The 24,957-nt window shown below is 42.8% G+C and carries 21 protein-coding genes; 17 read left to right on the top strand and 4 right to left on the bottom strand.

The genetic code is table 11. The features are described from left to right. The first annotated feature begins 4 nt into the window (after nucleotides 1-4). From C7475_RS04660 to C7475_RS04615, 9 genes are all read left to right on the top strand, one after another. A complete protein-coding gene (locus C7475_RS04660) occupies nucleotides 5-571 on the top strand; it encodes a hypothetical protein (protein WP_110051606.1) in 567 nt (188 codons plus the stop codon). 1,078 nt (nucleotides 572-1,649) lie between these two features. Beyond that, nucleotides 1,650-3,059, top strand: coding sequence for a hypothetical protein (locus C7475_RS04655; protein ID WP_110052814.1), 1,410 nt, complete (start codon nucleotides 1,650-1,652; stop codon nucleotides 3,057-3,059). 21 nt (nucleotides 3,060-3,080) lie between these two features. Further along, on the top strand, nucleotides 3,081-4,019 hold the full coding sequence (locus tag C7475_RS04650; RefSeq protein WP_110051603.1) for a hypothetical protein: 939 nt from the start codon (nucleotides 3,081-3,083) through the stop codon (nucleotides 4,017-4,019). A gap of 207 nt (nucleotides 4,020-4,226) precedes the next feature. Then, entirely contained in the window at nucleotides 4,227-5,228 is a 1,002-nt protein-coding gene (locus C7475_RS33125) for a hypothetical protein (protein WP_199236170.1), read from the top strand. A gap of 23 nt (nucleotides 5,229-5,251) precedes the next feature. Further along, complete coding sequence (locus C7475_RS04640; protein WP_110051600.1) at nucleotides 5,252-8,797, top strand: hypothetical protein; 3,546 nt, start codon at nucleotides 5,252-5,254, stop codon at nucleotides 8,795-8,797. 85 nt (nucleotides 8,798-8,882) lie between these two features. Further along, complete coding sequence (locus C7475_RS04635) at nucleotides 8,883-13,172, top strand: DUF6443 domain-containing protein (protein WP_110052813.1); 4,290 nt, start codon at nucleotides 8,883-8,885, stop codon at nucleotides 13,170-13,172. A gap of 11 nt (nucleotides 13,173-13,183) precedes the next feature. Next, nucleotides 13,184-13,459 carry a hypothetical protein gene (locus C7475_RS04630; RefSeq protein WP_110051597.1) on the top strand — a complete coding sequence of 92 codons (276 nt, stop codon included), beginning with the start codon at nucleotides 13,184-13,186 and terminating at the stop codon, nucleotides 13,457-13,459. A gap of 1,328 nt (nucleotides 13,460-14,787) precedes the next feature. Further along, nucleotides 14,788-15,357 carry a TetR/AcrR family transcriptional regulator gene (locus C7475_RS04620; protein ID WP_110051592.1) on the top strand — a complete coding sequence of 190 codons (570 nt, stop codon included), beginning with the start codon at nucleotides 14,788-14,790 and terminating at the stop codon, nucleotides 15,355-15,357. A 153-nt stretch (nucleotides 15,358-15,510) separates the two neighbouring features. Continuing rightward, nucleotides 15,511-16,386, top strand: coding sequence for an SDR family oxidoreductase (locus C7475_RS04615; protein ID WP_110051589.1), 876 nt, complete (start codon nucleotides 15,511-15,513; stop codon nucleotides 16,384-16,386). A gap of 74 nt (nucleotides 16,387-16,460) precedes the next feature. Here the strand turns inward: C7475_RS04615 and C7475_RS04610 are convergent, their stop codons facing one another. The 3 genes from C7475_RS04610 to C7475_RS04600 all read right to left on the bottom strand — a co-directional run bounded on the left by C7475_RS04610 (nucleotide 16,461) and on the right by C7475_RS04600 (nucleotide 18,793). After that, a complete protein-coding gene (locus C7475_RS04610; RefSeq protein ID WP_110051586.1) occupies nucleotides 16,461-17,069 on the bottom strand; it encodes a DUF416 family protein in 609 nt (202 codons plus the stop codon). A gap of 84 nt (nucleotides 17,070-17,153) precedes the next feature. Continuing rightward, nucleotides 17,154-17,849 (bottom strand): enhanced serine sensitivity protein SseB C-terminal domain-containing protein, encoded by a 696-nt coding sequence (locus tag C7475_RS04605; protein ID WP_158286423.1) that lies wholly within the window; start codon nucleotides 17,847-17,849, stop codon nucleotides 17,154-17,156. Between the two features lie 110 nt (nucleotides 17,850-17,959). Continuing rightward, on the bottom strand, nucleotides 17,960-18,793 hold the full coding sequence (locus tag C7475_RS04600) for a helix-turn-helix domain-containing protein (RefSeq protein ID WP_110051581.1): 834 nt from the start codon (nucleotides 18,791-18,793) through the stop codon (nucleotides 17,960-17,962). An 86-nt stretch (nucleotides 18,794-18,879) separates the two neighbouring features. On the opposite strand from C7475_RS04600, the gene C7475_RS04595 reads away from it, so the two are divergent. From C7475_RS04595 to C7475_RS04565, 8 genes are all read left to right on the top strand, one after another. After that, a complete protein-coding gene (locus C7475_RS04595; protein ID WP_110051579.1) occupies nucleotides 18,880-19,938 on the top strand; it encodes an SDR family oxidoreductase in 1,059 nt (352 codons plus the stop codon). A 23-nt stretch (nucleotides 19,939-19,961) separates the two neighbouring features. Beyond that, nucleotides 19,962-20,858 (top strand): AraC family transcriptional regulator, encoded by an 897-nt coding sequence (locus C7475_RS04590; RefSeq protein WP_110051576.1) that lies wholly within the window; start codon nucleotides 19,962-19,964, stop codon nucleotides 20,856-20,858. A 49-nt stretch (nucleotides 20,859-20,907) separates the two neighbouring features. Beyond that, nucleotides 20,908-21,342, top strand: a complete 435-nt coding sequence (locus C7475_RS04585; protein WP_110051573.1) for an ester cyclase — start codon at nucleotides 20,908-20,910, stop codon at nucleotides 21,340-21,342. A gap of 268 nt (nucleotides 21,343-21,610) precedes the next feature. Further along, on the top strand, nucleotides 21,611-22,117 hold the full coding sequence (locus C7475_RS04580; protein ID WP_110051571.1) for a GNAT family N-acetyltransferase: 507 nt from the start codon (nucleotides 21,611-21,613) through the stop codon (nucleotides 22,115-22,117). Nucleotides 22,118-22,219: 102 nt separating this feature from the next. Beyond that, nucleotides 22,220-22,525 carry a hypothetical protein gene (locus C7475_RS32745; protein WP_146217465.1) on the top strand — a complete coding sequence of 102 codons (306 nt, stop codon included), beginning with the start codon at nucleotides 22,220-22,222 and terminating at the stop codon, nucleotides 22,523-22,525. Further along, nucleotides 22,525-22,698: a hypothetical protein gene (locus C7475_RS32910; protein ID WP_158286422.1), complete on the top strand. Its 174-nt coding sequence runs from the start codon at nucleotides 22,525-22,527 to the stop codon at nucleotides 22,696-22,698. The genes C7475_RS32745 and C7475_RS32910 overlap by 1 nt, the downstream gene beginning before the upstream one ends. A 60-nt stretch (nucleotides 22,699-22,758) precedes the next feature. Then, nucleotides 22,759-22,944: a hypothetical protein gene (locus C7475_RS04570; RefSeq protein WP_233259762.1), complete on the top strand. Its 186-nt coding sequence runs from the start codon at nucleotides 22,759-22,761 to the stop codon at nucleotides 22,942-22,944. Nucleotides 22,945-23,098: 154 nt separating this feature from the next. Beyond that, nucleotides 23,099-23,587, top strand: a complete 489-nt coding sequence (locus tag C7475_RS04565; protein WP_110051566.1) for an ankyrin repeat domain-containing protein — start codon at nucleotides 23,099-23,101, stop codon at nucleotides 23,585-23,587. A 66-nt stretch (nucleotides 23,588-23,653) separates the two neighbouring features. On the opposite strand, the gene C7475_RS04560 is transcribed toward C7475_RS04565, so the two are convergent. Continuing rightward, the gene (locus C7475_RS04560; protein WP_110051564.1) at nucleotides 23,654-24,955 is read right to left on the bottom strand and encodes a Gfo/Idh/MocA family protein; all 1,302 of its coding nucleotides are present in this window, start codon (nucleotides 24,953-24,955) and stop codon (nucleotides 23,654-23,656) included. Nucleotides 24,956-24,957 lie beyond the last annotated feature (2 nt).

The following is a 24,957-nucleotide window of genomic DNA, read 5'->3' as shown; positions in this document are numbered from 1 at the left end:
ATTCATGAGCTGTCAAAATGGTATAAATGGGAAATCACAAAAGCCTCAGACGCAAAATCTGGATACGACGAAGGTATCCCGGTATACAGTTGATCAGCAGTTAAATGGATTGTTGGATAGTTTGAGATACTGTTATGTCAGGAATATAAAAAACTCCGAAGATCGGCTATTGGAGTTTTATAAAAAAAAACCTGAGGATTTTAAGGAGGATAGTCTGGTATACTATACAGCAGTGACTTCTTTTTTTAATGCAGACAGTACCATTCTCAAAAAAATATTGGTGTTTCAAGGTGATTCCTCACGATGTGGTTGGATTTATTCCCCCAAACCTTATTCATCAATAGCAAGGGAATGGGAAGGACACTTTAACAAAGAAATGGGATCGAAAGTATTGATCTATGCATACCTAATGGGTGCCTGTGGTAATGACAAAAATATCCCAAATGATCCGGATCTCATTGAAGAAATTTTTAATAAAATTCAGCTAACTGATTTTTCCCATTGGTTGGATGCTCACCAGACTTTGAATAAAATGGAGCTTTGCCGGAAGTTTAAAGAGGAGAAGCTCTAATTCAATTGAAGCGTATTGTTTTAGAAGTGGGTGCGTATCACGATTGATGAAGGCATTCGAGGCGTTTTTGAAGCATTCATCAGATGGTATAATGGTGTTTAACATATAAAAAGACCGAAATAAGAGAATTTGGAGCAAATGTTATAAACAGGTAGAAGTTGTGTGGGTACGATATAAATTATATTTTTTGTTATAGATTATGAATGCGGCTTTTTAAAGGCCGCATTTGTATTTGTTGTAATCGATAGCTATTTATTAGCGAGTATCAGTAGTTGACACCTTTGGCTACTCGTCCTATCGTTATATCAATAGTAGTCCTATTCTGTTTAATGATCCGACTGGGCAGGAAATATGGATATCTTATGGGGAAAATCAAAAAGACAAGGTTAAGTATAAAAACGGCGTATTATACAATAAGGATGGAAGAATTAAAGAACAAGATATTAATCCTGTTATTAGAAAATTTTTTCCATTAATAAGGTGATATGAATAAAGCGCTTTATATATTTTGCTTAATTTCTTCATTATTGTATTGGATGCTTAGGCCAAACAGTCAGTAAAAGTCAAAGCAAACATGGAAATGAGATAATTGATCCGGTAGAACCTCTACCTTTTGAAATTACGCGAAGGACTCAGTTTGTAAGTCTTCCAGATAGTTTAGGGGTCGAAAAGATAACAGGGTTATCTATACTCATTTATTTATTAATAAGGTAGCCGTTGTTGATAGCTTCAAAATTGTTAAGTTACAGACATATAAAGGAGGTAAAGAAATGATTATTTATTATCAAGACAATACAGATGACGATGATGTAAAGAGAGTACTACCTCGTTTTTACACGCAGATACAATGCGTTCTTAGTTGTTTCCTTTGCAGCGAAAGATACTTAGTTTATAACTTCTGTACAACGAAAATGTTATGTGTTTTTTCATATCGTTTTATGACCTTTGATTTATAGTTAAAGTTTTATGTTGCCCAATAACCGTTGTGGTTACCTATACTTTGTTCGTAAGAAATCAGCATTTTCAATTTAGATCTTAGCCTATACATATGACTAGTTGGATTATTGTAAGTCTACTTATGATAAATCTGCACAGTTCTGTTGACGCTCCGCGTAAAGATTCCACGGCGCCAGTCCAGGATAGCAGCTTTAAGAATGCACCACAGTTACCTGCAAGGTATTTGTCTCAGGTGAAGCAGAAATCAATGCGTACGGAACAGCAGGTAAATAAGCGGACTGACAAAGCGTTGAGCCGTTTGCTTAAACAGGAGAAGAAAATGAAGGCCCGTCTGTGGAAGGTGGATTCAGTGGCTGCAGGTAATATTTTCTCGAAATCAATAGACAGTCTTGGGAGTCTGAAAGCAGGACTAAAAAATAAAGTGACAAGCAAACTGCCTCTGGGTGGAGGTGGCGGCTATCTTGATACACTTGGTAGTTCGTTAAAGTTTCTGGAAGGGAGAGGAGAACTGTTAGGTGCATCAAAAGGGAAGCTTGCCGATGTTACTAATAACATTGAGGCCCTACAGGGAAAACTGCAACAAGCTGACCAGATAAAGGCTTACATCCGGGAGCATAAGAAACAGCTGAAAGAACAGTTATCTCAATATGCCGGCTTTACAAAAGATCTTCAGAAGATTAATAAAGAGGCTTATTACTACGGTCAGCAGATCAGCGAATACAAGACCTTACTAAAGGATAAAAAGAAGGCAGAGGCGAAAGCAATGGAATTGTTGAAGAAGATGCCTGTTTACAATGATTTTATCCGCCGGAATTCTCAATTGGCAAGTCTTTTTAATCTTGGATCATCAGGAGCGGCAACGGCGCAGAGTCTTGAGGGGCTTCAAACCCGTAGCCAGGTGGAGCAGTTGATCCAGCAAAGACTTGGTAATGATCCTGGCGCGCGGCAGGTGGTTAGTCAACAGATGGACCAGGCACGTTCTCAATTAAATGAACTGAAGAGTAAGTTCCCTGATCTTGACAATGCGGGGGAGATGCCTGACTTTAAGCCCAATCCGATGAAGACGAAGAGTTTCCTGCAACGATTGGAATTCGGGGGGAATATTCAATTCCAAAAGTCTAATCGTTATTTCCCGACAACATCAGATATCGCCGGCCAAATAGGTTATAGGTTCCATAAGAACGGAACAGCGGGTATCGGTATGTCTTATAAGCTGGGATTGGGAACCGGCTGGGATCATATAGCTATCAGCCATCAAGGTGTGGGATTACGTTCTTTTGTGGACTGGAAGCTGAAGGGAACGTTTTTCGTGAATGGTGGTTTTGAGCAGAATCATGTATCGACAATATCGCGTGTTGATGAGTTGAAAAGTTGGAGTGGCTGGCAGGGGAGTGCGTTGCTGGGGGTAAGTAAGAAGTATAAGGTGAGTGCGAAGCTGAAGGGGAATATTATGCTGTTGTATGATTTTATGGCGAGGGGGAATATGCCGTCTACGAGCCCGGTTAAGTTGAGGCTGGGCTATTGTTTCTAAAATAAAAATACAAGACAAAATATGAATAGCGTTTTAAGAGTATTAAGTGTTCTTTTTAGTATTGCGGGCGTTTTTAGTTTTAACACAGTAAGCGCCCAGATTTCAGGAACCATTACTGTAGGCGGAGATATAAATAAGTATTACGTAGTTACATTCAAAGATGGCGGAGCGCCTACCAATCAGACCACAGAATTGGAAATAGGCAGATCAGACCCTCATCGTGACAGCTCATGGAGGGGCACCGTGATCGCAAAATTTAGATTTCACGTAAATAATTGGGGCTGTGGATCTGAGTTTCTAGATGCTGATATCAGACAAGCCAATAGTCGTATACCAGCATACGGATCCTTTATTGGGGGATGGAGAGATGCTTCTTTTGGCAACGCTTCTGCAAATATGATTATCTGGTTGCGAGGTAAGACGACTTATACGTATTACTCAAACTATCCGGTGTCGCTGGTCGTATATGATGGCGGGGCCAATGGCGAAACCTATACGCCTGTAACAGGATTTACATATGCCCCTTTAACCGCTGTAGAGAATCGCGTAAACCTGGCAGGAATGAGTTATGGTCATACAGCATATTTCAATGGGCCTGGCACTAACTATTATGCTGGAAGTCTCGGTATTGGTACGACTGTCACAGGCACAAGTAAATTAGCCGTGGAAGGAACAATAGCTGCAAGAAGGATTAAAGTTACCCAAGCCGGAAGCTGGCCTGACTTTGTATTTGAACAGGAGTATAAATTGCCATCATTATCAAAAGTGGAAGCGTATATAAAGGCTAATAAACACCTACCTGACGTGCCATCTGCAGCTGAAGTTAAAAAAGATGGGCAGGATGTGGGAGAGATGAATAGGATACTGTTGCAGAAAATTGAGGAGTTGACATTGCATTTGATAGAGCAGGAGAAGAAAATTGCTGCCCAGCAGGAGCAGATCAATCGACTGTTTAAATAGTATAAGCAGGTTGTCATTTTTTTGCAGGCGCCGTTTAAATTAAGGCTGCCTGGTAAGGAGGTTCTTTTGTAAAAATAGTAGCAATTTTTATAATAAAATATTTTCTATTAACCAATGAAACAGATAAGTTATTTTCTTTTAGCATTAGTATTTAGCCTGGCTTCAGGTATTCTATCAGCAAGTGGGCAAGACAACAATTGGATAGATATGGGCTATACGGAAACTGGAGCATCTTATAATTATTATAAGCTGTTACAGGTGAATGGGGCCGCTCATCGTTACTCCACTATAATTGAGCTGAGTGTTCAGGCAGACCCTAATTATTACAATATGCAGGGTACTTATACTATCCGTGCAGATAAGTATGAACAGACGAGTGATAGGTTCGACGGTTTGGAAATTCAATGTAGTTCAGGCAATGTGGGAGCTGCTAGTTTTTACGTCTATAACAATGCTTTATGGGTTCGGTCCAACTTTTATTCAGGACATTTATATTATCGCATTAAGGGTAATTTCACAAGTGATAGTCCGCTGAATATAGATCCTTTCGGCCGTACAACCACGGCTCCCACAGGTTTCCTTGCCTCTACCTCTACGAACGGTATAAAATGTGATTTTGATAATAATACATTTTCAAAATTGCCCGTGGGCGATATCTATGGCGCACAGACTTTTTTTAATAATGTGTCAATACTTGGGGACTCGAAATTCGGCGTAGCGCTGGCAGATAAATTTTCTTATGACAATAAGACCCAGCCACACTATGGTCTTCAATGGACGACGGATAGTTGGTTCTCAGGTGGTCACTCCTATTGGCTTAGCGGATACGGGGGGATAAAGATGTTTACGACCGGCACTCCGAGACTGGTAATAACAAGTACCGGTAACGTTGGAATAGGAACAACTGCTCCTCAGGCTAAACTGGCAGTGAATGGAGATATTGTTTCAAAGAGAATAAAGGTTACGCAGACCGGCTGGGCTGATTTTGTATTTGAACCCGAGTATAAACTGCCATCGTTAGCAACGCTCGAAGCTTATATAAAGGAGAATAAGCACTTGCCTGATGTGCCTTCTGAGAGAGAGGTGGTGAAAAACGGAGTTGATCTGGGAGAGATGAATAAGATATTGCTGCAGAAGATAGAGGAGTTGACGTTGCATGTCATAGAACTCCAAAAGGAGATAAACCGGCTTAAAGAAAATCGGAAATAGTTAAACTTTGAAAGACAGGCAATATGAGAAATAGAAGTTATTTGATTTATCTGCTGTTTGCTGCTTGCGTATGTAGTGCGTCCAAATTATCGGCGCAGAGCAGTATAAGCGATCAGCCTTCCCTGACGAAGATAACACCTCCGGCCCCCAATGCGGCGGCACTGGGTAAGTTTGGGGATGTACCTGTAAGTTTAGCGACAGGTATACCACAGATTAATGTACCATTATACAGCTTTCATAATATAGACAATTCACTTAACCTCGACGTAACGCTGGATTATCATGCGGGAGGTGTACGGGTGGATGAAATGGCGTCTGACGTTGGTATTGGCTGGGCGCTGAATGCCGGTGGTGCTGTGACGAGAACATGCAGAGGTATACAGGATGAGGCCAGTATGTATGGATTTATGAATGCGCCGTCTACATTGAATGAAGAACTAGGAAATGATTGCTATAAAGGGTATTATCCTAATTTTTTCGGAAGGGTAGCTAGTAGTGAATATGATGGCCAGAACGATATATTTACTTTTAATTTTGGAAATAAAACGGGGAAATTTGTTTACGGAAAGAACGGTGATTTCCTGATGCTTACATCTAACAAGGTGAAGGTACAACATGTTATCAGCGCAGATGAAATCACAAAGTTTACGATCACAGATGAGAAAGGTGCCAGATATATTTTCGACGCAATCGAGCGTTCTGATGACGGTACTTCGGGCAATTTTCATATTCATGCTTCCGCGTGGTATCTTACTAAAATAATCGCTCCGTTTTCTACAGATAGTATTACGTTTGAGTACGAAAACGAGTTTAGTTCATATACATCAGGGAAATTTGTAACCGATGTATATGCATTAGGAGGTGCCCTGCCACCAAGTAAAAGCGCTCCCGAAACATCTTATAGTAGTGTTATCACTAATGGAAAGAGACTTAAGAAGATCAACTTTCCGAACCAGGTGACAATAAGTTTTATTTACGATACTGCCCTCAGGACTGATCAGACAAGTCCTTCCGCTCTATATCGCTTAAAGCAGATCAGCATTAGCGACGGCGCATTTACCAGGGGATATAATTTGTATCATGATTATTCTGTCAACAGGTTGACCTTAAAAAGAGTAGTTCCCTACAGTGCGTCCGGCGAAGCTGCAGGATATGAGCTAAGCTATACGGGCTCGCTTCCTGCTTATCTAAGTAATGAGCAGGACCACTGGGGATTTTATAACACTAACCCATCCGGGGATATGATTCCCGAATATTTCGATAAGACAAGAAATGTGACATTGCCAGGAGGGAAACGTTCTACGGATCCTAACAGGGTAAAATCTGCCTCTCTCACGCGAATGAAATATCCCACAGGCGGTTATACAGATTTTGAGATGGAAGCCAATACATCTGAAGATCCAAGACTGTCAGATAGTGTTTACATCATCACGAAAGAAAAAAGCTTTAGCCAGGGCTTGTATGTAAGTACGAGCAATCCAGGCACGCTTCCATTTAGCTTCAACGGCGACGCAGGGTCTACTACCACATTTAATATACGTATGTTTCAGCTTGGAACCTGTCTGGGAGGTAATCCTTGTTATTTGATAGTGGAGCTTAGAAATAGCTCAAACCAGGTTATTAAAACAGTTCCTATTCAAAGTAACGGGTCAGCGCAGTATGAAGATTATCCCTTTGATATGTATAATATGCAGCCAGGTAACTATTCCTTTTATGCATACCTGCAAAATATGGATTACTCGGACTATCTGACTTTATCCTGGATTGAAAAGCATAATAATAATCCGGATACGACCAAGATCTATAAAAAGGATCTTTATATCGGAGGATTGAGAATAAAGTCTATAAAAGATTATGATGGTATTCGTTTCAGCCCGGCTAGTACAAGAACATATGAGTATGTTAAAAAGGGGAGCACAATGTCTTCAGGCGCTTTGGGTGTTCTGCCTGTATATGAATATCCGGTATTTTATGAGTTTTATGAAAGTATCGGCATTACCGGTGGCGAATCATTGCCGGTAAATAACAATTACAATGGATATGGTCTCACCAATTATATTGCGCGAGCCAGTTCACCTACGCAATCGCTTGCTACAATTAATGGTAGTCCCGTGACATACAGCAGGGTAGTGGAAAATTATATGAACGATAGTTTGAGTAATGGGAAAAAGGAATGCTATTTCACTTCCTATACTACAGGTGGATTGGCGGGTTATAATGGATTTCCCTTTACACCGCCTAAGTATTTTGACTGGAGTTTTGGACAATTAGAGAAGGAAGTGATTTATAATAAGGATAATGATTCTGTAAAAGTAACGGTAAACCAATACCAGACAACTTTAGATAATTACTATAACAATTCATCCAGACTTATAAATTTTTCTTCAATAGCGTTGACACCCGTTAAATATGCGTTTAGGGCCATTCAGGGTAGGGCAGGAATAACGGAATGGTCACAAGTAGATAAACCGATTTATTTCGCCTCACGAGTTTTCACTCCCGGAGCTGGCCGGAAAGATCTTGCAAAAACTATTGTAACTGAGTATGCGAATGGTATAGGGATGTCTACGGAGACAAGCTATACTTATGATACAGCCTTTAATACAAAGACGGTTGTATCGTTTAACAGTAGGGGAGAGAAGATTGAGACAGTAAAATACTATCCCTATGAATATAGTACTTCTACTGCTAATGCCATGAAAGTAGCCAACATGTATGAGCCTGAAATTAGCGTAGAGACGTGGAAGACGATTGGGAGCAATAAATACCTGGTGAACGGCTATGTAAATCAATATGCATCAGTTGCGTCGGGAATCAGAAAGACGGGAATTGCAGCATTTACTAAGGTTTCACCTGTTCTTTCGAGTTCGTTAGGAGCGTTTAATGCAAATAACTTCAACCGGGATGCTTCTGTTTTCAAAGATCTGCTTTCATTTAGCCAATACACTGCAAAGGGTTTTGTCAATGAACAGAGTAAAATGAATGATTCCAAGAGTACTTATATCTATGGATATAATGGTAGCAATGTAATAGCAGAGGTAGCAAATGCCTCCGCAAATGAAGTTGCGTTCACGAGCTTCGAGGAAGACGGTAAAGGAAATTGGACATATGGAGGTACTCCCTCTATAAATACGACTGCAATGTCCGGAGGGAAAGTATATGTGCTTTCCGGTGGAGCTATTAGCAAAAGTGGGTTGACAACAGGTAAAGCTTATAAGATCTCCTATTGGAGCAAAAGTGGAGCAGCAACAGTGAACGGCACGTCTTTGACGCAAGGGCCTGTTAGAAACGGATGGACTTATTTTGAACATTTACTGCCGGCTGGTAATTCGTCTGTCTCTGTATCCGGAAGTGTCACTATTGATGATCTTCGTTTGTATCCAGTTGATGCTACGATGTCGTCTTTTACCTATCAGCCTTTGTATGGAATCACGTCTATATGTGACGGTAAGAATTCGTTTTCTTATTTCACTTATGATGGCTTCGGTAGGTTGATAATTGTTAAAGACCAGGATGGTAAGATCCTGAAACAATATAGTTATGAATACCAGGCTGCGATCACAAAGTAGCGTAAGCAGAATAGAGAAGCAATCCCTGATTACTGGTGTGAGTATCTGTATCAGGCGGGTGTTATCAAATGAAAACCAAAATTCGATGAGCTTTAATAAATACAGTACGTCTCTGCTGGTATTATGCTTCCTGGGGCTTATTCCTGGAACATTATCAGCACAAGGGCCTAATAAACCAGGAGGAACAAGGGCAACTGCAGTTGCAGTGCCGCTACCTTTTGCATATACAAATACCTCCGTCAATTATGTCAGGACCTGGGAGCCTGACATGGCAATGACAGATACGGCAGCTGTTAAGTCGACGGCAAGAAAGATAAGAGAAGTTAAGCAGACGACTCAATATATTGATGGTTTGGGAAGACCATTGCAAACAGTTTCTAAAGGCATAAGTGCAGGTGGCAGAGACCTTGTTGCACCGGTTATATACGATCAGTTCGGACGGGAACAATATAAATACCTTCCATATGTGCCGCAATCCGGTAACTCCAATGATGGTAAGTTTAAGACCGATCCATTTAGTGCACAGAAGGCATTTTATCAGAATGGTGTGCTTAATCCGGGAGTTATAGGAGAGAATATTTTTTATAGTCAAGTGGGATTTGAGGCGTCTCCTCTTAACAGAACGCTTAAAGCGTATTCACAAGGTAACAGTTGGGTTAATCGCCCTGTTGAGATGCGGTATCAGTTTAATGCAGTGAGCGATTCTGTAAGACTGTGGAGTATTGGTACAGGACTACCTTCCAGTAGTGGTAACTATGGGGCTGGCCAGTTACAGAAGAATGTGACTATAGACGAGCAGGGAAACCAGACAATCGAGTATAAAGATAAAGACGGGAATATTTTACTAAGAAAGGTACAAGTTGGGAATAGCCCCGGCACTGGACACATTGGTTGGTTATGCACCTATTATGTATACGATGATCTGAATGAGTTGCGATTCGTTATACCACCACTGGCTGTCGATGCGATCAAAGGGACCTGGACGATAAGCACGGCTATTGCAGACGACTTGTGTTTTCAGTATCAATATGATGAACGCCGGCGTGTAGCAGTAAAGAAGGTACCAGGCGCCGGACAATTTTTTATGGTTTACGATGTCCGGGATAGGCTGGTGTTCACCCAGGATGCGATTCAAAGGGCCAAATCTCCTATGGAATGGCATGTTACCTTTTATGACGGGATGAATCGTCCAACAATGACGGCGCTCTATAAAGGAACGGCAACAAGAGATACATTGCAGGCAAGAATGAACAGAGCGACGGCGTCCCAGTCTATTTCATATGCGTCTCCAGCGGAGGCAGATCTGGCTCTGTATAGTCATGATGGTAGTTCCTTATATACAGCGACAAATAGTATTGCGGTGTTGGATGGATTTGATTCTGGTAGCAATGCGGAAACCGACATGCAGATAGACCCAGCAGCTGCAGATACGACAATTATTACTGCTACGAACCCGCTTCCTAACATACCCGCATCGGACTTAACGCCACTTACATATACCTTTTACGACGACTACAACTACACCGGAAAATTGGCTTTTGTTGGTACAGACACGGCTAAACTGGTAGCAGCTGATACTCTATATCCAGAGAAGCTGCCAGTTAGCGGTATGACGGAAGGCCTTGTTACGGGTAGTAAGGTAAGGGTTCTTGGTACCGATAAATGGCTTACAACAACAACGTATTATAACGACAAGGGCAGGCCTATACAGATAGTGAGCGAGAACAATGTTGGTGGGAAGGATATGGTAACAACGCTTTATAACTTTAAAGGCGCTGTGTTATCATCCTATCTTCGTCATCAGAACCCAAAAAGTATTACACCACAAAGTACCCTGCTCACAAGTATGACCTACGATAATGGAGGCAGATTGCTTACGATCAGGAAGCGACTAAACGACAATGTCGGCCAAGAGAAACTGATAGCAGCAAGCAGTTATGATGAATTAGGGCAATTAAAGCAGAAGCGTCTCGGAGTAGGCAGTTCAGGAAGTGTGATCGACAGCCTGAACTACACATATAACATTCGTGGCTGGATGCAGGGGATAAATAGAAATTTTGTAAACAGTGGTGCGAGTACGTCTAACTGGTTCGGACAGGAGTTGAGTTATGACTATGGGTTTGATTCCAGTCAATACAATGGTAATATATCCGGTGTTAGGTGGAAGACGCGTGCGGATAGTGCCTGGGCATATGGTTATAATTATGATAAGGCCAATCGTCTGACAGGGGCTTACTTTACACAGAAAAATGGAGGCAGCTGGGCACAGGACAAAAAGAACTTTTCTGTCAGCAATCTCAGTTACGATGCTAATGGGAATATTAAGACTATGTTGCAGAAAGGTATGGTTGGCACGACGAGTAAAACGATAGACAGCCTCACATATACTTATGCATCAAATGATATTAGCAACAGATTGAGAGGTGTACGTGATATAGATTCGTCCATTACCAGATCGGCAATGCTGGGTGACTTTATAGATGGTAATACGGCGGTAGATGATTATTCTTACGACTTGAATGGAAACATGATCGCAGATCTGAATAAGAAAATTGCATCAATCAGCTATAATCATTTAAATCTGCCCACTCAGATTACTATTACCGGTAAAGGCACGATCACTTACCAGTATGATGCTGTAGGGAATAAGCTGAGTAAGACCGTTGTGGACAATACAGGCAGCACTCCGAAGACGACAGTAACTGACTATATCGGCGGGTTTGTATACAAACAGGATAGCCTGGAATTGATAGGTCATGAGGAAGGACGTATTCGTCCTATTTATAAAACAGGGGATTCTATTCGTTATGCTTATGACTATTTTGAGAAGGATCATCTTGGAAATGTCAGAACAGTACTGACCGATCAAACTGATTTTACGATGTATGCGGCTACTATGGAGACAGAAACGGCGGCTAAAGAAGTTGCATTATTTAGTAATATAGAAGAAACGCGATCAGAGAAACCGTCCGGTTATCCGGAAGATAAGACTACAGAAACAAATAAGTCTGTGGCGAAGCTGAATGCAAAGTCAGGAGGGAAGAAGATCGGTCCTTCGCTGGTGCTGAGAGTAATGGCAGGAGATACCGTGCAGATAAAAGCAAGAGCGTTCTATAAATCGCAAGGCCCGACCGATAATAGTCAGAAAGCGCCAGTAGAGGATATTGTGGCAGGGTTGGTGCAGGCTTTTGGCGGTAACGTAAGCGAAAATGGCTCACACGCTTCACAGGCTGTTTCTAACAATACGCCTTTTAGTGCGGACTTTTATAATAATGATTACCAACGATTGAAGGAGAAGAACCGTGAAAATGGTCAATCTGGTCGTCCGAAAGCTTATTTAAACTTTGTTTTATTCGATGATGATTTTAAATTAGTGGAGAATAATAGTGGTGTAAGGCAGGTGAAGGAAAGCCCAGATGAGTTGCAGACACTTGGAATGGAGAAAATGGCGGTGGAGAAGAGCGGATTTTTGTATGTTTATACTAGTAATGAAAGCCAGCAGGATGTGTTCTTTGATAATGTTGTTTTGGGAGTGAGTAGTGGACCGTTGTTGGAGGAGACGCATTATTATCCGTTTGGGTTGACGATGGCGGGGATATCTTCAAGTACGTTAAAGGGGACAAGTTATTCAGCAAATAGGAGGAAATACAATGGAAATGAACTACAATCGAAAGAGTTTAATGATGGTTCAGGCCTGGAGTTATATGATTTTAATGCAAGGACTTATGATGAACAGATGGGTAGATTTCTCCAAATGGACCCTCTTATAGAGACAGATCAGGAAAATTTAACACCATACCATTTTGCATTCAATAATCCTGCGAAATATGGAGATCCAGATGGTAAATTTCCTATCGTAATACCTATCATTATTTACGGACTGGAGCTTGCTATTGAAGGGTATGAAGTTTATAGAGTTTATCGAGCAGCTGCAACCACAGTGGCAGTGGTGAATTTATTATCAAAAGTGACGGCGAGTGATGTCACTAGACCTAACGAAAAAGCAGGTGCACCGGTTGCCAAAGATGAAACCGCAATTTCAGTGAAAGCTCCGGAGAAGGCTTTAGATATGAAAGCTAAACCTACAGTAGCACCAGGAGCGGCGGAACTATTAGGGAAAATAGAATCCATAACAGTACCAGAGCGACATGGTGGTGGTAAGAACGGGCAACACGCAAATCAAAAAGCTAGAGATTCGGCAAAAGAAAGATATGAGAAAGTGAAAAAAGAATACGATGCGTTAAAAAGCAAACCCAATAAGACGAAAGAAGATAAAGCAGCGCTAGAGAAGTTAAAGAGGAGCGTAGATCATGAAAAGAAGAAGATGGACAATACCGGAGAAAACCATAGTAAGAAGGCAAAAGGTAGTAATTAGTAAATCAACGTATGAAGACATATACATTTATTGCGGAATTTAGGGGAGGAACATATATTAGCCAAGTAAAAGCGGCTAATGTGAGTGCAGCGATGGTTTTGTGGAGTAAAGAACTGAACCCTGCTGAAATAAAGTTTTTAGGGGAGAAAGGAAAGTTGGAATTACAAACGGAGATTGAGGCTGAAAATCCAACGAAGGTGGAGGGGATTGAAAATGTTTGGTTCTTTTGTTTGAGAATTAAATCTGGTTATTTTATGGTCAATGTGGTTAAGACATCGGAAATGTAAAAAGCCTTATAATTGGAAACATTTTCATTAAGCTTAATATAAAGGTGAAAAAAGATGCATGTATCTCGAATTAATCAAAATTTGATTCTGCACAAATAATGCAAAGTGAAAAGCATAATTGATAGACAAACTATTTGATTTGTTTGTCAGTTATGCTATCTCTCTCGTAGTTCCAGCTTTCGGCCCAAAATCCGGGTTTATCCTCTATCTGCTCGATGATCATTACCTGCGAATATTTAGTTCTAGTGAAAGATTGTAAGAGTTGGATCATTGTCCCTGTGCCGTTGCTATCTGGATCGACATATCCGTTTTCGGATAATGCTTTTAGATGTGGCTAATGATCCAGAGCATAATTGAAAGATTTGATGATGGGCGTTCCTGGTAAGTGAATCGAGCAAAGTATAGCGAACAGGAATTGCAGGATAATAATTAGCCGATGTTCGGGGGTTGAAATTGTATGATTATGATGCGGGAATGTATGATCAGAAGTTAGGAAGATGGCATATAGGTGATCTTGTTGTGGAGAAGTTGGAGGCATTGGCCTTTTAGTTATGCGTTCGGAATGATAGAGCCGTTGGAACAGTTTCAGACAGTAAAATTGCTTCTAATTTCAACGATGTGGAGATTAGAGGAGTATAAATCTGCACCAGGTTCTTGACGGACCAACGACAATGGATGTATTAACCTCCTTGGTGCAGTCCTTTGTCTTAAGTCACAGTGCCTTTGATTTCGTAGGCAGGATGGTTGAGGCTTCGAGTAAAGCAGGTAATGCGACAAGAAATAGTGACGCTTTTCCGATGAAGGACAGGTCGGTTTTATCAAAGTTGAGAAAGACAATAGACTGTATAGCCTCTCTGATGCTGAAAATGTTTGACCGAGAAAGCATTTAATTAAAAAATGCAAATAAAGAAGCAAGCTACATTTTCATTGTATGTTTTTATGATCATTGGTTTAAAATATCTTTTGGTGAATCGATTTGGAATCATCAATAACAATAGTAATATACGTAGTATATTGAGCAGTTTTTTCATAATCCTTCTTTGTTGGCCGGAGTTTATTATTCACTGGGAATAATAGTTGATATTTATATGGAGAAGAGAAAAACATAGGGCGGTTTTTGCTGATTGGAATGCAATTATTGCTCTGCCAACATTGTGCGTTTTTTTTCATAGTAGGCCAAGTAATTACAAGCTTTTTAATCCCTTAGAAAAAGTTTGGAGCTTGGAGTACAAAATTTTGATTCACCTCGGTATCGGAAAAACTAAAAAATAAATTTGGATACCTACTTGTAAGTAGGTATCTTTGTTTCATCAAAGCCAAACTTTAGGATGAATACAGCACAAAATACCAAAGACAGGATAGTGGAACTCGGCAGGGATTATATGCAAAAGATTGGTTACCATTCTTTTAACTATAAGCAGATCGCTTTGGAGCTGAACATCAAAAATGCTTCCATTCACCATTATTACCCATCCAAAGAAGATCTCGGACTGGCTGTAATAGAAAAGGACCGTCAGGACTTCATTTACATGACCCAAAAGGTGAAGAAGGCAAAGGCGATGGACAAGCTGGAGGCTTTAATAGCCAATTATGAATATTACTTCAAAGAGGGCAGAAAGCTTTGCGTGATCAGTACATTCAGCTCTTCTTATAATGAGATCACGGAACGGATGCAGCTGGCAGCCTCTCAATATGCCGAGCTGGTAACATCCTGGTTGGTTGCTACTTTAAAGGAGGGCCAGGAATCAGGGGAATTTTCCTTTAAGCAACCTGCTGAAGATATGGCAAACGTTTGGATGGCAATGATGCCCGGCGCTTTGCTGGTAGGCCGTACGGGAGGGAAGCCAGCCTTCGACCGTACTATACAATCACTCAGACAGACTGTTAAATCTTCGTAAGAGGATTTTTTTTGAAGACAATACCTATCTGCATGTAGGTAGCTTTAGGGAGACACTTAGCAGATACAAATTTTTTTATCCATATTTCCTACCTGTATGTAGGTAAATGAATTGCCAGATAAATCGAATATTAAAACTCACAATTAACAAACAATGAAACAGATCATTTTAACAGGAAGCGCCAGCGGATTCGGATTGAAAGCGGCTAAAACCCTTGCATTAAAAGGACATACCGTATACGCAACCATGCGTAACGTAAATGGAGCTAACGCTGGAGTGGCAAAGGAACTAAAAGAGTGGGCCCAGGTACAGAAGGTGAACATAGAAGTAGTAGAACTGGATGTAACCAGCACAGCTTCTGTTAACAGCGCAGTTGCCGAAATAGCTAAGAAATCAAATGGGAGGATTGATGTTTTGATCAATAATGCCGGCGTTACTTATTATGGACTGGGTGAAGCACTGTCAATGGAACAGACAGAACAGATGTTCCAGGTGAACACACTCGGACCCGAACGTACCATGAAGGCCGTATTGCCATATATGCACGCGCAGAAAGAAGGATTGATCATCAATGTAACCAGTGTACAGTCCAGGAACCATATCCCAAGTCTGAGTACCTATAACGGTTCAAAAGCGGCAGTTGATGCAGCATCTGTAGGGTACCATTATGAACTGAGATCTTCAGGTATTGATGTGGCAATTATTCAGCCGGGAGCTTTCCAGACGACTGATATGACCAGCAAAGGCATGATCGGAAAAAATGAAGCAGTAGAAGCAAAATACGGTGCAGATACATTGGACTTCAAACGTGCGTTGCTGCAGTATTTTGTACCAACTCCTGAAAGTGGTGATCCACAGCAGGTAGCTGATGCGATGTTGAAACTGGTTGAGCAACCTAAAGGTGAAAGACCTATCTGGACTATCGTTGGCGGTGGACCAATGGAAGAAAAATTTGCAGCTATTAATCAGGCCACTAAAGATATCGTTGATTTCAACGTGAGCATTTTGCCACAGATCTTTCCTGCATAATCATGGGGATCTGGTAGGACGTGAACAGAAGAATACCTTTTCCCGGCGATGGGAAAGGGTATTCCAATTTAGATCTATTCCTCGGGAAGCCCCAGTGATTCAAGGTTCAGGAGTGTTACAAACTCAGACCTGAAATCGGCCGTCTTACCATTCTTTAACGCGTAGATAGCATCCCTTTGTCTGCGCATTTCACCCTGATATAAAGGGTGTCCTTCTATATCCTCCTCAGTTGGGAATGCTTCATTACCATGTTGGATGCTATACTGTGTGCTGATCAGGATGTCAAGTGTGCTTGCCGTGATATCAACAGTGTCAAGCGCCGCTCCCAGCGGTTCTATGGCTAGTCCGCAGATGGCCAGCCACACACCTGTAGCTGCATTCTGTGCTGAAGATGCAAGGGCTGTACGCCAGGCTGATTCAAAGATGTCCATGAAATTGTCCAGATCGGGGATCTGATCTTTGGCTGCAGTTTCCAGCTGTTCGACAGTTGTATCCTTGAGCTGACCAGCTACCAGCAGCCAGGCTTTGTCGAAAATATCCGAAGTGATATCTGTATTGCCGTTGAATTCTTTTGCGTATGTGTTCCTTAAGGTTAACCACAGTGTCTCTGCACTCGCCAGGCTGAACCTGGAGATGTCATTTGGTTTTAGTTCGGAAAGCAGTTCTTCCAGATTTTCTATCATGCGTCGTGTCGCTGCTGTTTTTACGTGCTTCCCGCTCTATTAAATTAAAACAGGAAGGTAGGCAGCGGCTGCAAGATAGCATTTTTAGGCACGCAGTTCCACTTCAAACGGAGTACCAGGGTTCAGTACAAAGAACTGGTCATTACCTAATATCTTTAAAATGATCTCAAAAGGCATTTCTACAGCGGCCATTCCCATCGGTATTTCAGTCATGCCGCTTCTTGAGATCATATCCTGCCTGCTGAACAACGGAACAAATTCACCATTGGGTTTGACGAAAGTTGCGAAGCCAATGCGATCACTCAGCTTCTCCGGCTGATTTGCCAGCGTGTATACTTTAGACTCCTTCAGCGTATCAATCAGTTCCTGCTTGTATTTTTTTACATTGAACCACTGCTTCATTATTTTCTGATGTAATAAAGCCGGTGCATCTCTGTGATAGAACGGCGGATTATGCTGACTGATGTATTCCAGCATATCGCTACTCTGAACAGGAGACGCATATTCTATGTGCGTGTCTTTCATGTGCAGCGATTTGAGTGACCAGGTCATTTGTGAAACAGAATCCGCTTTGATATCATGGTCTATGGCAAGGAATAGTTGATACTGCTTATCAATTGTGTTATAACCGAAGCCGAAATAGGCAGCGGTGATTTCCTGCTTAGAACTGAAATAATTTACGAGATCGTCCACAAAGTTCCTGTCGTTGCTTGGCTGGGCTAGACTTGCGGGCAGATTGTCTGCTACCGGCTTTTTACCAAAGAGATTAAATCGTTTCATAGGATACATCGGAATTTAGGATAGTCAGCCGGCGTTGTTACGCCATGCATTCATAGGTACGAACACTTGTTATACAAATATAATATTTTTATATGCATAAACAAAGACTCTTATTTCTCCCGGTATTGTGATGGATTTATCTTGTGATGTGCCTTGAAGAATTTATTGAAATGGCTAAGATCAGTAAAGCCCAGTTCCTCACTGATCTCTTTAAGTGATAACGAACTATACTTCAGCCTGTTCTCGATAATATGAAGTTTATACTGATTGATATAATCCCGCAAAGGCACCTGCATATGTTCCCGGAAAAAAGCGCCTAAATGTCTTGGTGAAAATCCAAATAAAGCTGCCAGGTGTTCTTGCCTCGTATCGGCTGCATTATAGATATGCTGATGGATGTAATGGACGATCTGCGTGATCTTTTCCTGTTGTTTGACAGGAGCATCGGCCTGTTCGTGTATGTTACGCCTCACAATAGACATCACAGACTGCAGGAGGAAGAAAATAGTCTCGCTGGTTTTATTAGCTGTTTCCTTCCACTCTGAGACCAGCAGGCGAAGCAGGTTATCAATTTTATCCGCATCGGCTGCTGACTTAAGTATCGGCAATTCCTGCCTGCGGCTGCAAACCAGTAGTTCGTCCATATGCCGGTTCCAGTGATGGTCCGGCGGAAGATGACCTATCTGCGTAATATAAGCACTATTGAATTTGATAAACGTAAAAGTAGTAGGAACGTCTATTTCAAAGCTGTGATAATCCGCAGGGTGCAACAGGAACAATGACTTCGCTTCGTAAGGGTATTTCATGCCTGACAAACAGTGTGAGCCGCTTCCCTGGTGAATGAAGATCAGTTCAAAATGGTTATGGTTATGCAGGGGATGTGGCCATTCTGCACAGGTGAAATGAGAGACTTTCAGGAACTCATGTTGAACATATCGCTGCATGTGACGCAAAATACAAATAATCCTTACCAATGTACAAATGCCAGGCTGACTACTCCAGGTAATTTTGAGGCATAAAATCGAACTGTATGAACGGACAACGTAAAGTAGCACTAATAGCTGGCGCACATGGCGTCATTGGCAGGAACCTGGCTGCACACCTGGCGGCGCTTGGCGACTGGGATATTATCGGACTGTCAAGAAGGGGAGGAGAAACGGAAGGGGGCGTACGATATATAGCGGTCGACCTGCAAGATAAGAAGGACACCTACAACAAGATACATCATCTCACGGAAGTCACCCACATTTTTTATGCAGCATATGTCGATGCGCCTACCTGGGCGGAGCTGGTGCCACCTAATCTTGCTATGCTGAAAAACCTGGTGGAAGTCGTGGAGCCGGTAGCAAAAGAATTGCAGCATATCAGCCTGATGCAGGGATACAAAGTGTATGGCGCTCACCTGGGGCCGTTTAAGACGCCTGCGAGAGAGTCTGACGCCGGACACATGCCGCCGGAATTCAATGTCGACCAGCAGGAGTTCCTGGAGCAACAGCAGGTTGGTAAAAAATGGACATGGTCGGCGTTGAGACCTTCTGTAGTGGGCGGGTTTGCATTGGGCAACCCCATGAACCTGGCCCTGGCTATTGCCCTGTATGCGGCTATTTCGAAAGAACTGGGATTGCCATTGCGCTTCCCTGGTATGCCTGGCGCGTATGATAAATTGCTTGAGATGACGGACGCCGGTTTGCTGGCCAGAGCTACCACATGGGCTGCAACAGACGGAAAGGGGGCAAATCAGGCGTTTAACGTCGTAAATGGGGATTTGTTCAGGTGGAATGAGATGTGGCCGGAAATAGCCCGCTATTTCGATCTGGAGGTATCGCCGCCGTTGCCAATGTCACTGGAAGTGATCATGGCCGATAAAGCACCTCTATGGGAAAAAATGAAAAAGAAGTATGGTCTGGCGGATATCCCTTATGAACAATTGTCTTCCTGGCGCTTTGCCGACTTTGTATTCGCCTGGGACTATGATGTATTTGCAGATAGTTCTAAAGTGCGCAGGGCCGGCTTTCATGATTATGTGGAGACAAAGGAAATGTTCTTCCGGATCTTTGATGATTTCCGGAGCCGGGGTATTATTCCCTGAAACTTTTTGTGATCTTTGCAGGAATGCAAGTCATTAATCTTCCCCAGGACCTGAACCCGGCACAATACCGTGAGGAGGATAATATCCTTCTAAGGCCTTTTACTTCGCTTTGTAAGACGAAAAAGAACAAAGTGATCCTGCAAAGGAATATGATCCACCTGCTGATAGAAGGCCGTAAGACGGTTATCTACGGCGGACAATCAACTACTGTCAATGATGATGCTTTCCTGTTCCTGGCATCGGGCAGTTGTTTGACCACCAGCGTATTATCTGATAAAGGCGACTACCAGGCCATTCTGCTTTATTTCAGCGATAGCGCCATGCTGGACTTCTACATGAAGTATGATCGTCTGGTACAGCAACACCGGCAGGTGAAGTCCACAGCATCGTTCATTACTTTTGAGAAAGATACGTTCCTCCGTAACTACATAGAGTCCCTGCGACTGATGTTGCTGCTGGACCAGCCCTTACCACAGGAGATCTGTATACTGAAGTTTGAAGAACTGCTGCTGTATCTGTTACAAACATCTCCTGAGACCTTACTGCAATTCAGGGTTAACCAGCATGGGAGTATGCAGGATTTTGAGATCAGGAAAGCGGTGGAAGGTAACGTCACCCGTCCTGTAACAGTGGAGGAACTGGCCTTTTTATGCAGTATGAGCCTGTCTGCCTTTAAACGGCGTTTTACGAAGATCTATGGCACCTCTCCACAACGATGGCTACTGCAGCAAAAGATGCAGGTGGCGGCCCGCCTGCTGAAAGACCGGCAAACAAAACCAGGAGATGTGTATGATAAAGTGGGATATGAAAGTCATTCAAGTTTCTCAAAATCATTCCGCCAGATCTTCGGTGTTACGCCCTCGGCTTACCAGGAACAAAATATGAACGTCCAGGCACAAACTCTGAACGTCGGGGAATAACACCGCGGTACCGCCGAAGCCTAATTTTGCTGTATAAAAACTATAGATCATGACAGCAACAATTGAACAGAACAAGGCGGTGGTAAAACGATTCAATAAAGAGATCATTGAAGAAGGTAATCCGCAGAGCTTCCAGGAACTGGTGGCCCATACCTTTATCAATCATACGGCGGCAAAAGGATTTGACAGTGGTCCGGCGGGCCTGATCCAAATGTTCGAACATATATTACGGCCTGCATTTTCAGATCTGAAAGTAACTATTTATGAACAGGTGGGAGAAGGCGATAGAGTAACTACGCTGAAGACGATCGCTGGTATACATACGGGTGACTTTATGGGCATACCTGCCACACATCAGCCTGTAACAATTCATGTAATGGACATGGTAACTGTAAAGGACGGTAAGTATCATGAACACTGGGGTGTAAACACGGTAATGGCCCTGGCCGCGGAATTAAAAGCACTACATACAGCCGGTAAATAGGACATAAAGTATTTCTTTCAGCATCTGTGATTTTTAACTAAAATTGGTTATATTTGTTTCCCCCCTAAAAAATCAGGGAGGTGAGCAGTAAGGCTGATTAAAAGTGAAGTTGTGAATGCTGACAATGAGTTAATGTAATAGTTATATCGTTTACAGTAAATAGTTTGGGATGGTACTATGTTAGTAACAATATATTTCCATCCGGAACCAGCAAAAGCCTTCTGATGCTCAGGAGGCTTTTGTGTTTTATGTACTAAAAAGATGCGGTATGTTAGAAATTGTAGAAGTAAAAAAAGGTGATCAGAAATTACTGGAGCAGGTGAAATCACTATTCCGGGAGTATGCCAACTGGTTGAGTGTTGATCTTAGTTTTCAACGGTTTGAAGAAGAGCTGAGTAGTTTGCCCGATCCTTATTACGTAGCGCCGGAAGGTGCGTTATTCCTTGCTTTGGTAGACGGACAACCGGCAGGTTGTGTAGGAGTACGTCATTTTGAGAACTCCACCTGTGAAATGAAAAGGCTCTTTGTACGTGATGGCTTTAAAGGCCATGGGGTAGGCAGAGCACTCGCCACAAGAGCTATAGAAGCAGGCAGAGAGTTAGCTTATAAACGTATGTTGCTTGATACGCTTGCACATATGCGCCCGGCGATCGAGTTATATACAAGTTTAGGTTTCCAGCCGATTGCAGCATACTACGATAATCCCATCAGCGATGCAGTATACCTGTCTATGATGCTGGAACAGGAAAATGAAAATGCGGGTACAGCGATCTGACGCTGCCGATTTAACATTTTTTTGTGTTACGGCTGGTTACGGCCGGCCTCAAATATTTATAAATTGTGCTGAAGGATGAGTCAACCATCCTAAGTGTAATTTATGGCAAGAATACGCGGTCTTCTCCTCTTTTACCGTTCCTTTTTCCTCATTCCCGGATTGGTCCTCTCTATATGTGGTTGTTACCTGTATTACAGGAACGCTAAATATAATTTTGGCATGGGGCATGCTGTGTTTGCATTAAAATTTATTGCATTTGCATTTGCTGCATATGTCGCTTATAAAAGCAAGGAACTATATTATTATTACAACCTGCAATTGAACTACGCGGCGCTCGTGGGTACAGCTTTTATTCTCGATTTCCTGTTGTTCTGCGCCTGCTTCAAAATTACCTCATACGTTTATTAATGGATGTACTGGAAACAAACAGCGTTACGCTTTCTTACGGAGTTAAAACTGTTATCAGTGGCGGCTATATGAAACTTGTCGGAGGCCACATTCATGCGTTGGTGGGCCGTAACGGATATGGGAAATCGAGCCTCATGAGGGTTGTTTTCGGTACACAGGCTGCTGAGTGGTGATATGCATACAGACGTAGCGAAGATCATTCGGTTGTTCTATCAGCATCCCAATGTGAAGCTTTGTTTAGCGGGCATATTCATCTGAAAGATAAAGTAGTGTATAATAATGTGACCTATCTGTGTAATGGTGCGGTAAGCGGAGCGTGGTGGAATGGCAACAACAGGGAGACGGCGCCAGGGTACGGATTGATTGAATTGTTTGCCAATGGTGATTTTACTGAAAAGTATATCAACTATCAGGTGTAAGAGGGTGCGGATTTGCTGCCATGTAAAGGAAGAGCTTCCTTTTGCTATGTGGGGCAGTATGTTTCGGGCTTAATATTTGAGACTGCTGTTTAATTGAACAGCAGGTTATTTCTGTAGAAGCGATGTAATGTTAATCTCAAAATGAGCACGAACCATGCAAACTTTAACTGATGATTTCTTTAATGCTGCCCGAACGGGAGATTTGGCTTTTCTCCGGCAGCATATTGGTGAAATGAAAGATCTTAATGTTCGCGATAGTCGCGGATATACACCATTGATCATTGCGACCTATAACGGTCAGCTGGAAGCAGCTGAGATATTACTCGAAGCAGGCGCTGATGTGAATGCAGCTGATTATGGCGGCAATACTTCATTGATGGGAGTATGTTTTAAAGGTTATCCGGATATAGCGACACTACTAATACGTCATAACGCAGACCTGAATTTACAGCATGGTAATGGCGGTACAGCACTGATGTTTGCTGCCATGTTCGGACGTAATAACCTGGTAAAGCTTTTACTGGATCATGGAGCTGACAAGTACGTGCGGGAAAATCGTGGACTGACTGCAATAGACCTGGCGGCGCAGCAGGGGAATGCAGAGGGAGTAGAATTGCTGGACGCTGTTGATGCAGACAATTAAAAGAGTGGATTTTGCAATAAAGCAAAGGGCGTTCACCAATTGAACGCCCTTATGTATTTTTATAGCTTATGCCTTTGGTAGCTTGTATCCGTTGTGATAGTCGGCTGCCAGGAACTTATTGGCTGCACCACTATCGAATCTTTCCTTTTCGCCATTCCAGTGTAATTTCCGGCCTGTTTTATATGCAATGTTGCCCAGTTGTGCAACTGTTGCTACATGTGCACCTGCCTGAATGGGAGTGTTCAGATCAGCCAGTTTACGGGATTTGATCACATCCAGGAAATTGATAGCATGTTTGTCAAGGCCATTGTCTACGGACGGGGTACGGGGGACCGCTTCCATTTTTCCTTTCTCAGGGATCACTTCCCAACCGCCACGGTCCAGTACCAGTGTGCCGTTATTACCGATGAACGCAATACCATGATCGCGGCCATAAGGGCCGCCGTCAATGCCGGTAGCATGTTCCCATTGAATATTGAATCCGTCAAACTCGTATACGGTGGTAAGTGTATCGGGTGTTTCGGCTGCATCATCAGGATAGGCGAATTTGCCGCCTGCGGCCATAACCGACACCGGATGCTGGGCTTTCATACCTAACAGGGCATAATCCAGCAGATGTACACCCCAATCGGTCATCAGGCCACCAGCATAGTCCCAGTACCATCGGAAGTTGAAATGAAAACGGTTCGGATTGAATGGTCTCTTTTCCGCAGGGCCTAGCCAGGCTGCGTAATCAACGCCTGCCGGTGGATTGCCATCCGGCTGTTTAGGAATGGAATGCATCCAGCCCATATAAGCCCAGGCTTTTACGAGGCGCACCTGACCCAGTTTGCCGGAGTGAACGAAGGCGACAGCATCTTTAAAATGCTGCTGGCTGCGCTGCCACTGGCCGACCTGTACGACCCTTTGGGTACGTTCCTGTGCGGCCACCATGGCTCTGATCTCCGCAATGGAATTCCCGATAGGCTTTTCTACATAGACATCTTTTCCGGCAGATACGGCATCGGTCATCTGGAGGCAATGCCAATGGTCGGGCGTACCGATGATCACCGCGTCAATTGTCTTATCTTCCAGCAGCTTGCGATAGTCGTTGTAGGTCTGCACCTTCTGACCTTTCTGTGCCAGTTCGCCGGCTCTCTTCTGGAGCACATTGCTGTCCACGTCGCATAAAGCTACGCATTGGGCGTACGGGCTTTTGAGCATGGCATTCAGGTCAGCCCAGCCCATACCGTTAATGCCGATGGCTGCAATATTGATCTTATCACTGGGGGCGATAGCGCGTAAAGAAGAGGGTAACGCACTGACCAATCCGGCTCCGGCCACCAGGGTAGAGGCAGAGCGGATGAAGTGTCTTCTTGAGTTGTTCATAA

The organism is Chitinophaga sp. S165, assembly GCF_003182155.1.
Lineage (GTDB): Bacteria > Bacteroidota > Bacteroidia > Chitinophagales > Chitinophagaceae > Chitinophaga.
Note: the sequence above shows the minus strand (reverse complement) of the source record. Positions and strands in the feature narration are given on the sequence as shown.

What these genes read in the sequence shown, in the direction of transcription:
- C7475_RS04660 (WP_110051606.1), top strand. Translation starts at nt 5, where the DNA reads ATGAGCTGTCAAAATGGTATAAATGGGAAATCACAAAAGCCTCAGACG.
- C7475_RS04655 (WP_110052814.1), top strand. Translation starts at nt 1,650, where the DNA reads ATGATAAATCTGCACAGTTCTGTTGACGCTCCGCGTAAAGATTCCACG.
- C7475_RS04650 (WP_110051603.1), top strand. Translation starts at nt 3,081, where the DNA reads ATGAATAGCGTTTTAAGAGTATTAAGTGTTCTTTTTAGTATTGCGGGC.
- C7475_RS33125 (WP_199236170.1), top strand. Translation starts at nt 4,227, where the DNA reads ATGGGCTATACGGAAACTGGAGCATCTTATAATTATTATAAGCTGTTA.
- C7475_RS04640 (WP_110051600.1), top strand. Translation starts at nt 5,252, where the DNA reads ATGAGAAATAGAAGTTATTTGATTTATCTGCTGTTTGCTGCTTGCGTA.
- C7475_RS04635 (WP_110052813.1), top strand. Translation starts at nt 8,883, where the DNA reads ATGAGCTTTAATAAATACAGTACGTCTCTGCTGGTATTATGCTTCCTG.
- C7475_RS04630 (WP_110051597.1), top strand. Translation starts at nt 13,184, where the DNA reads ATGAAGACATATACATTTATTGCGGAATTTAGGGGAGGAACATATATT.
- C7475_RS04620 (WP_110051592.1), top strand. Translation starts at nt 14,788, where the DNA reads ATGAATACAGCACAAAATACCAAAGACAGGATAGTGGAACTCGGCAGG.
- C7475_RS04615 (WP_110051589.1), top strand. Translation starts at nt 15,511, where the DNA reads ATGAAACAGATCATTTTAACAGGAAGCGCCAGCGGATTCGGATTGAAA.
- C7475_RS04610 (WP_110051586.1), bottom strand. Translation starts at nt 17,069, where the DNA reads ATGATAGAAAATCTGGAAGAACTGCTTTCCGAACTAAAACCAAATGAC.
- C7475_RS04605 (WP_158286423.1), bottom strand. Translation starts at nt 17,849, where the DNA reads ATGAAACGATTTAATCTCTTTGGTAAAAAGCCGGTAGCAGACAATCTG.
- C7475_RS04600 (WP_110051581.1), bottom strand. Translation starts at nt 18,793, where the DNA reads ATGCAGCGATATGTTCAACATGAGTTCCTGAAAGTCTCTCATTTCACC.
- C7475_RS04595 (WP_110051579.1), top strand. Translation starts at nt 18,880, where the DNA reads ATGAACGGACAACGTAAAGTAGCACTAATAGCTGGCGCACATGGCGTC.
- C7475_RS04590 (WP_110051576.1), top strand. Translation starts at nt 19,962, where the DNA reads ATGCAAGTCATTAATCTTCCCCAGGACCTGAACCCGGCACAATACCGT.
- C7475_RS04585 (WP_110051573.1), top strand. Translation starts at nt 20,908, where the DNA reads ATGACAGCAACAATTGAACAGAACAAGGCGGTGGTAAAACGATTCAAT.
- C7475_RS04580 (WP_110051571.1), top strand. Translation starts at nt 21,611, where the DNA reads ATGTTAGAAATTGTAGAAGTAAAAAAAGGTGATCAGAAATTACTGGAG.
- C7475_RS32745 (WP_146217465.1), top strand. Translation starts at nt 22,220, where the DNA reads ATGGCAAGAATACGCGGTCTTCTCCTCTTTTACCGTTCCTTTTTCCTC.
- C7475_RS32910 (WP_158286422.1), top strand. Translation starts at nt 22,525, where the DNA reads ATGGATGTACTGGAAACAAACAGCGTTACGCTTTCTTACGGAGTTAAA.
- C7475_RS04565 (WP_110051566.1), top strand. Translation starts at nt 23,099, where the DNA reads ATGCAAACTTTAACTGATGATTTCTTTAATGCTGCCCGAACGGGAGAT.
- C7475_RS04560 (WP_110051564.1), bottom strand. Translation starts at nt 24,955, where the DNA reads ATGAACAACTCAAGAAGACACTTCATCCGCTCTGCCTCTACCCTGGTG.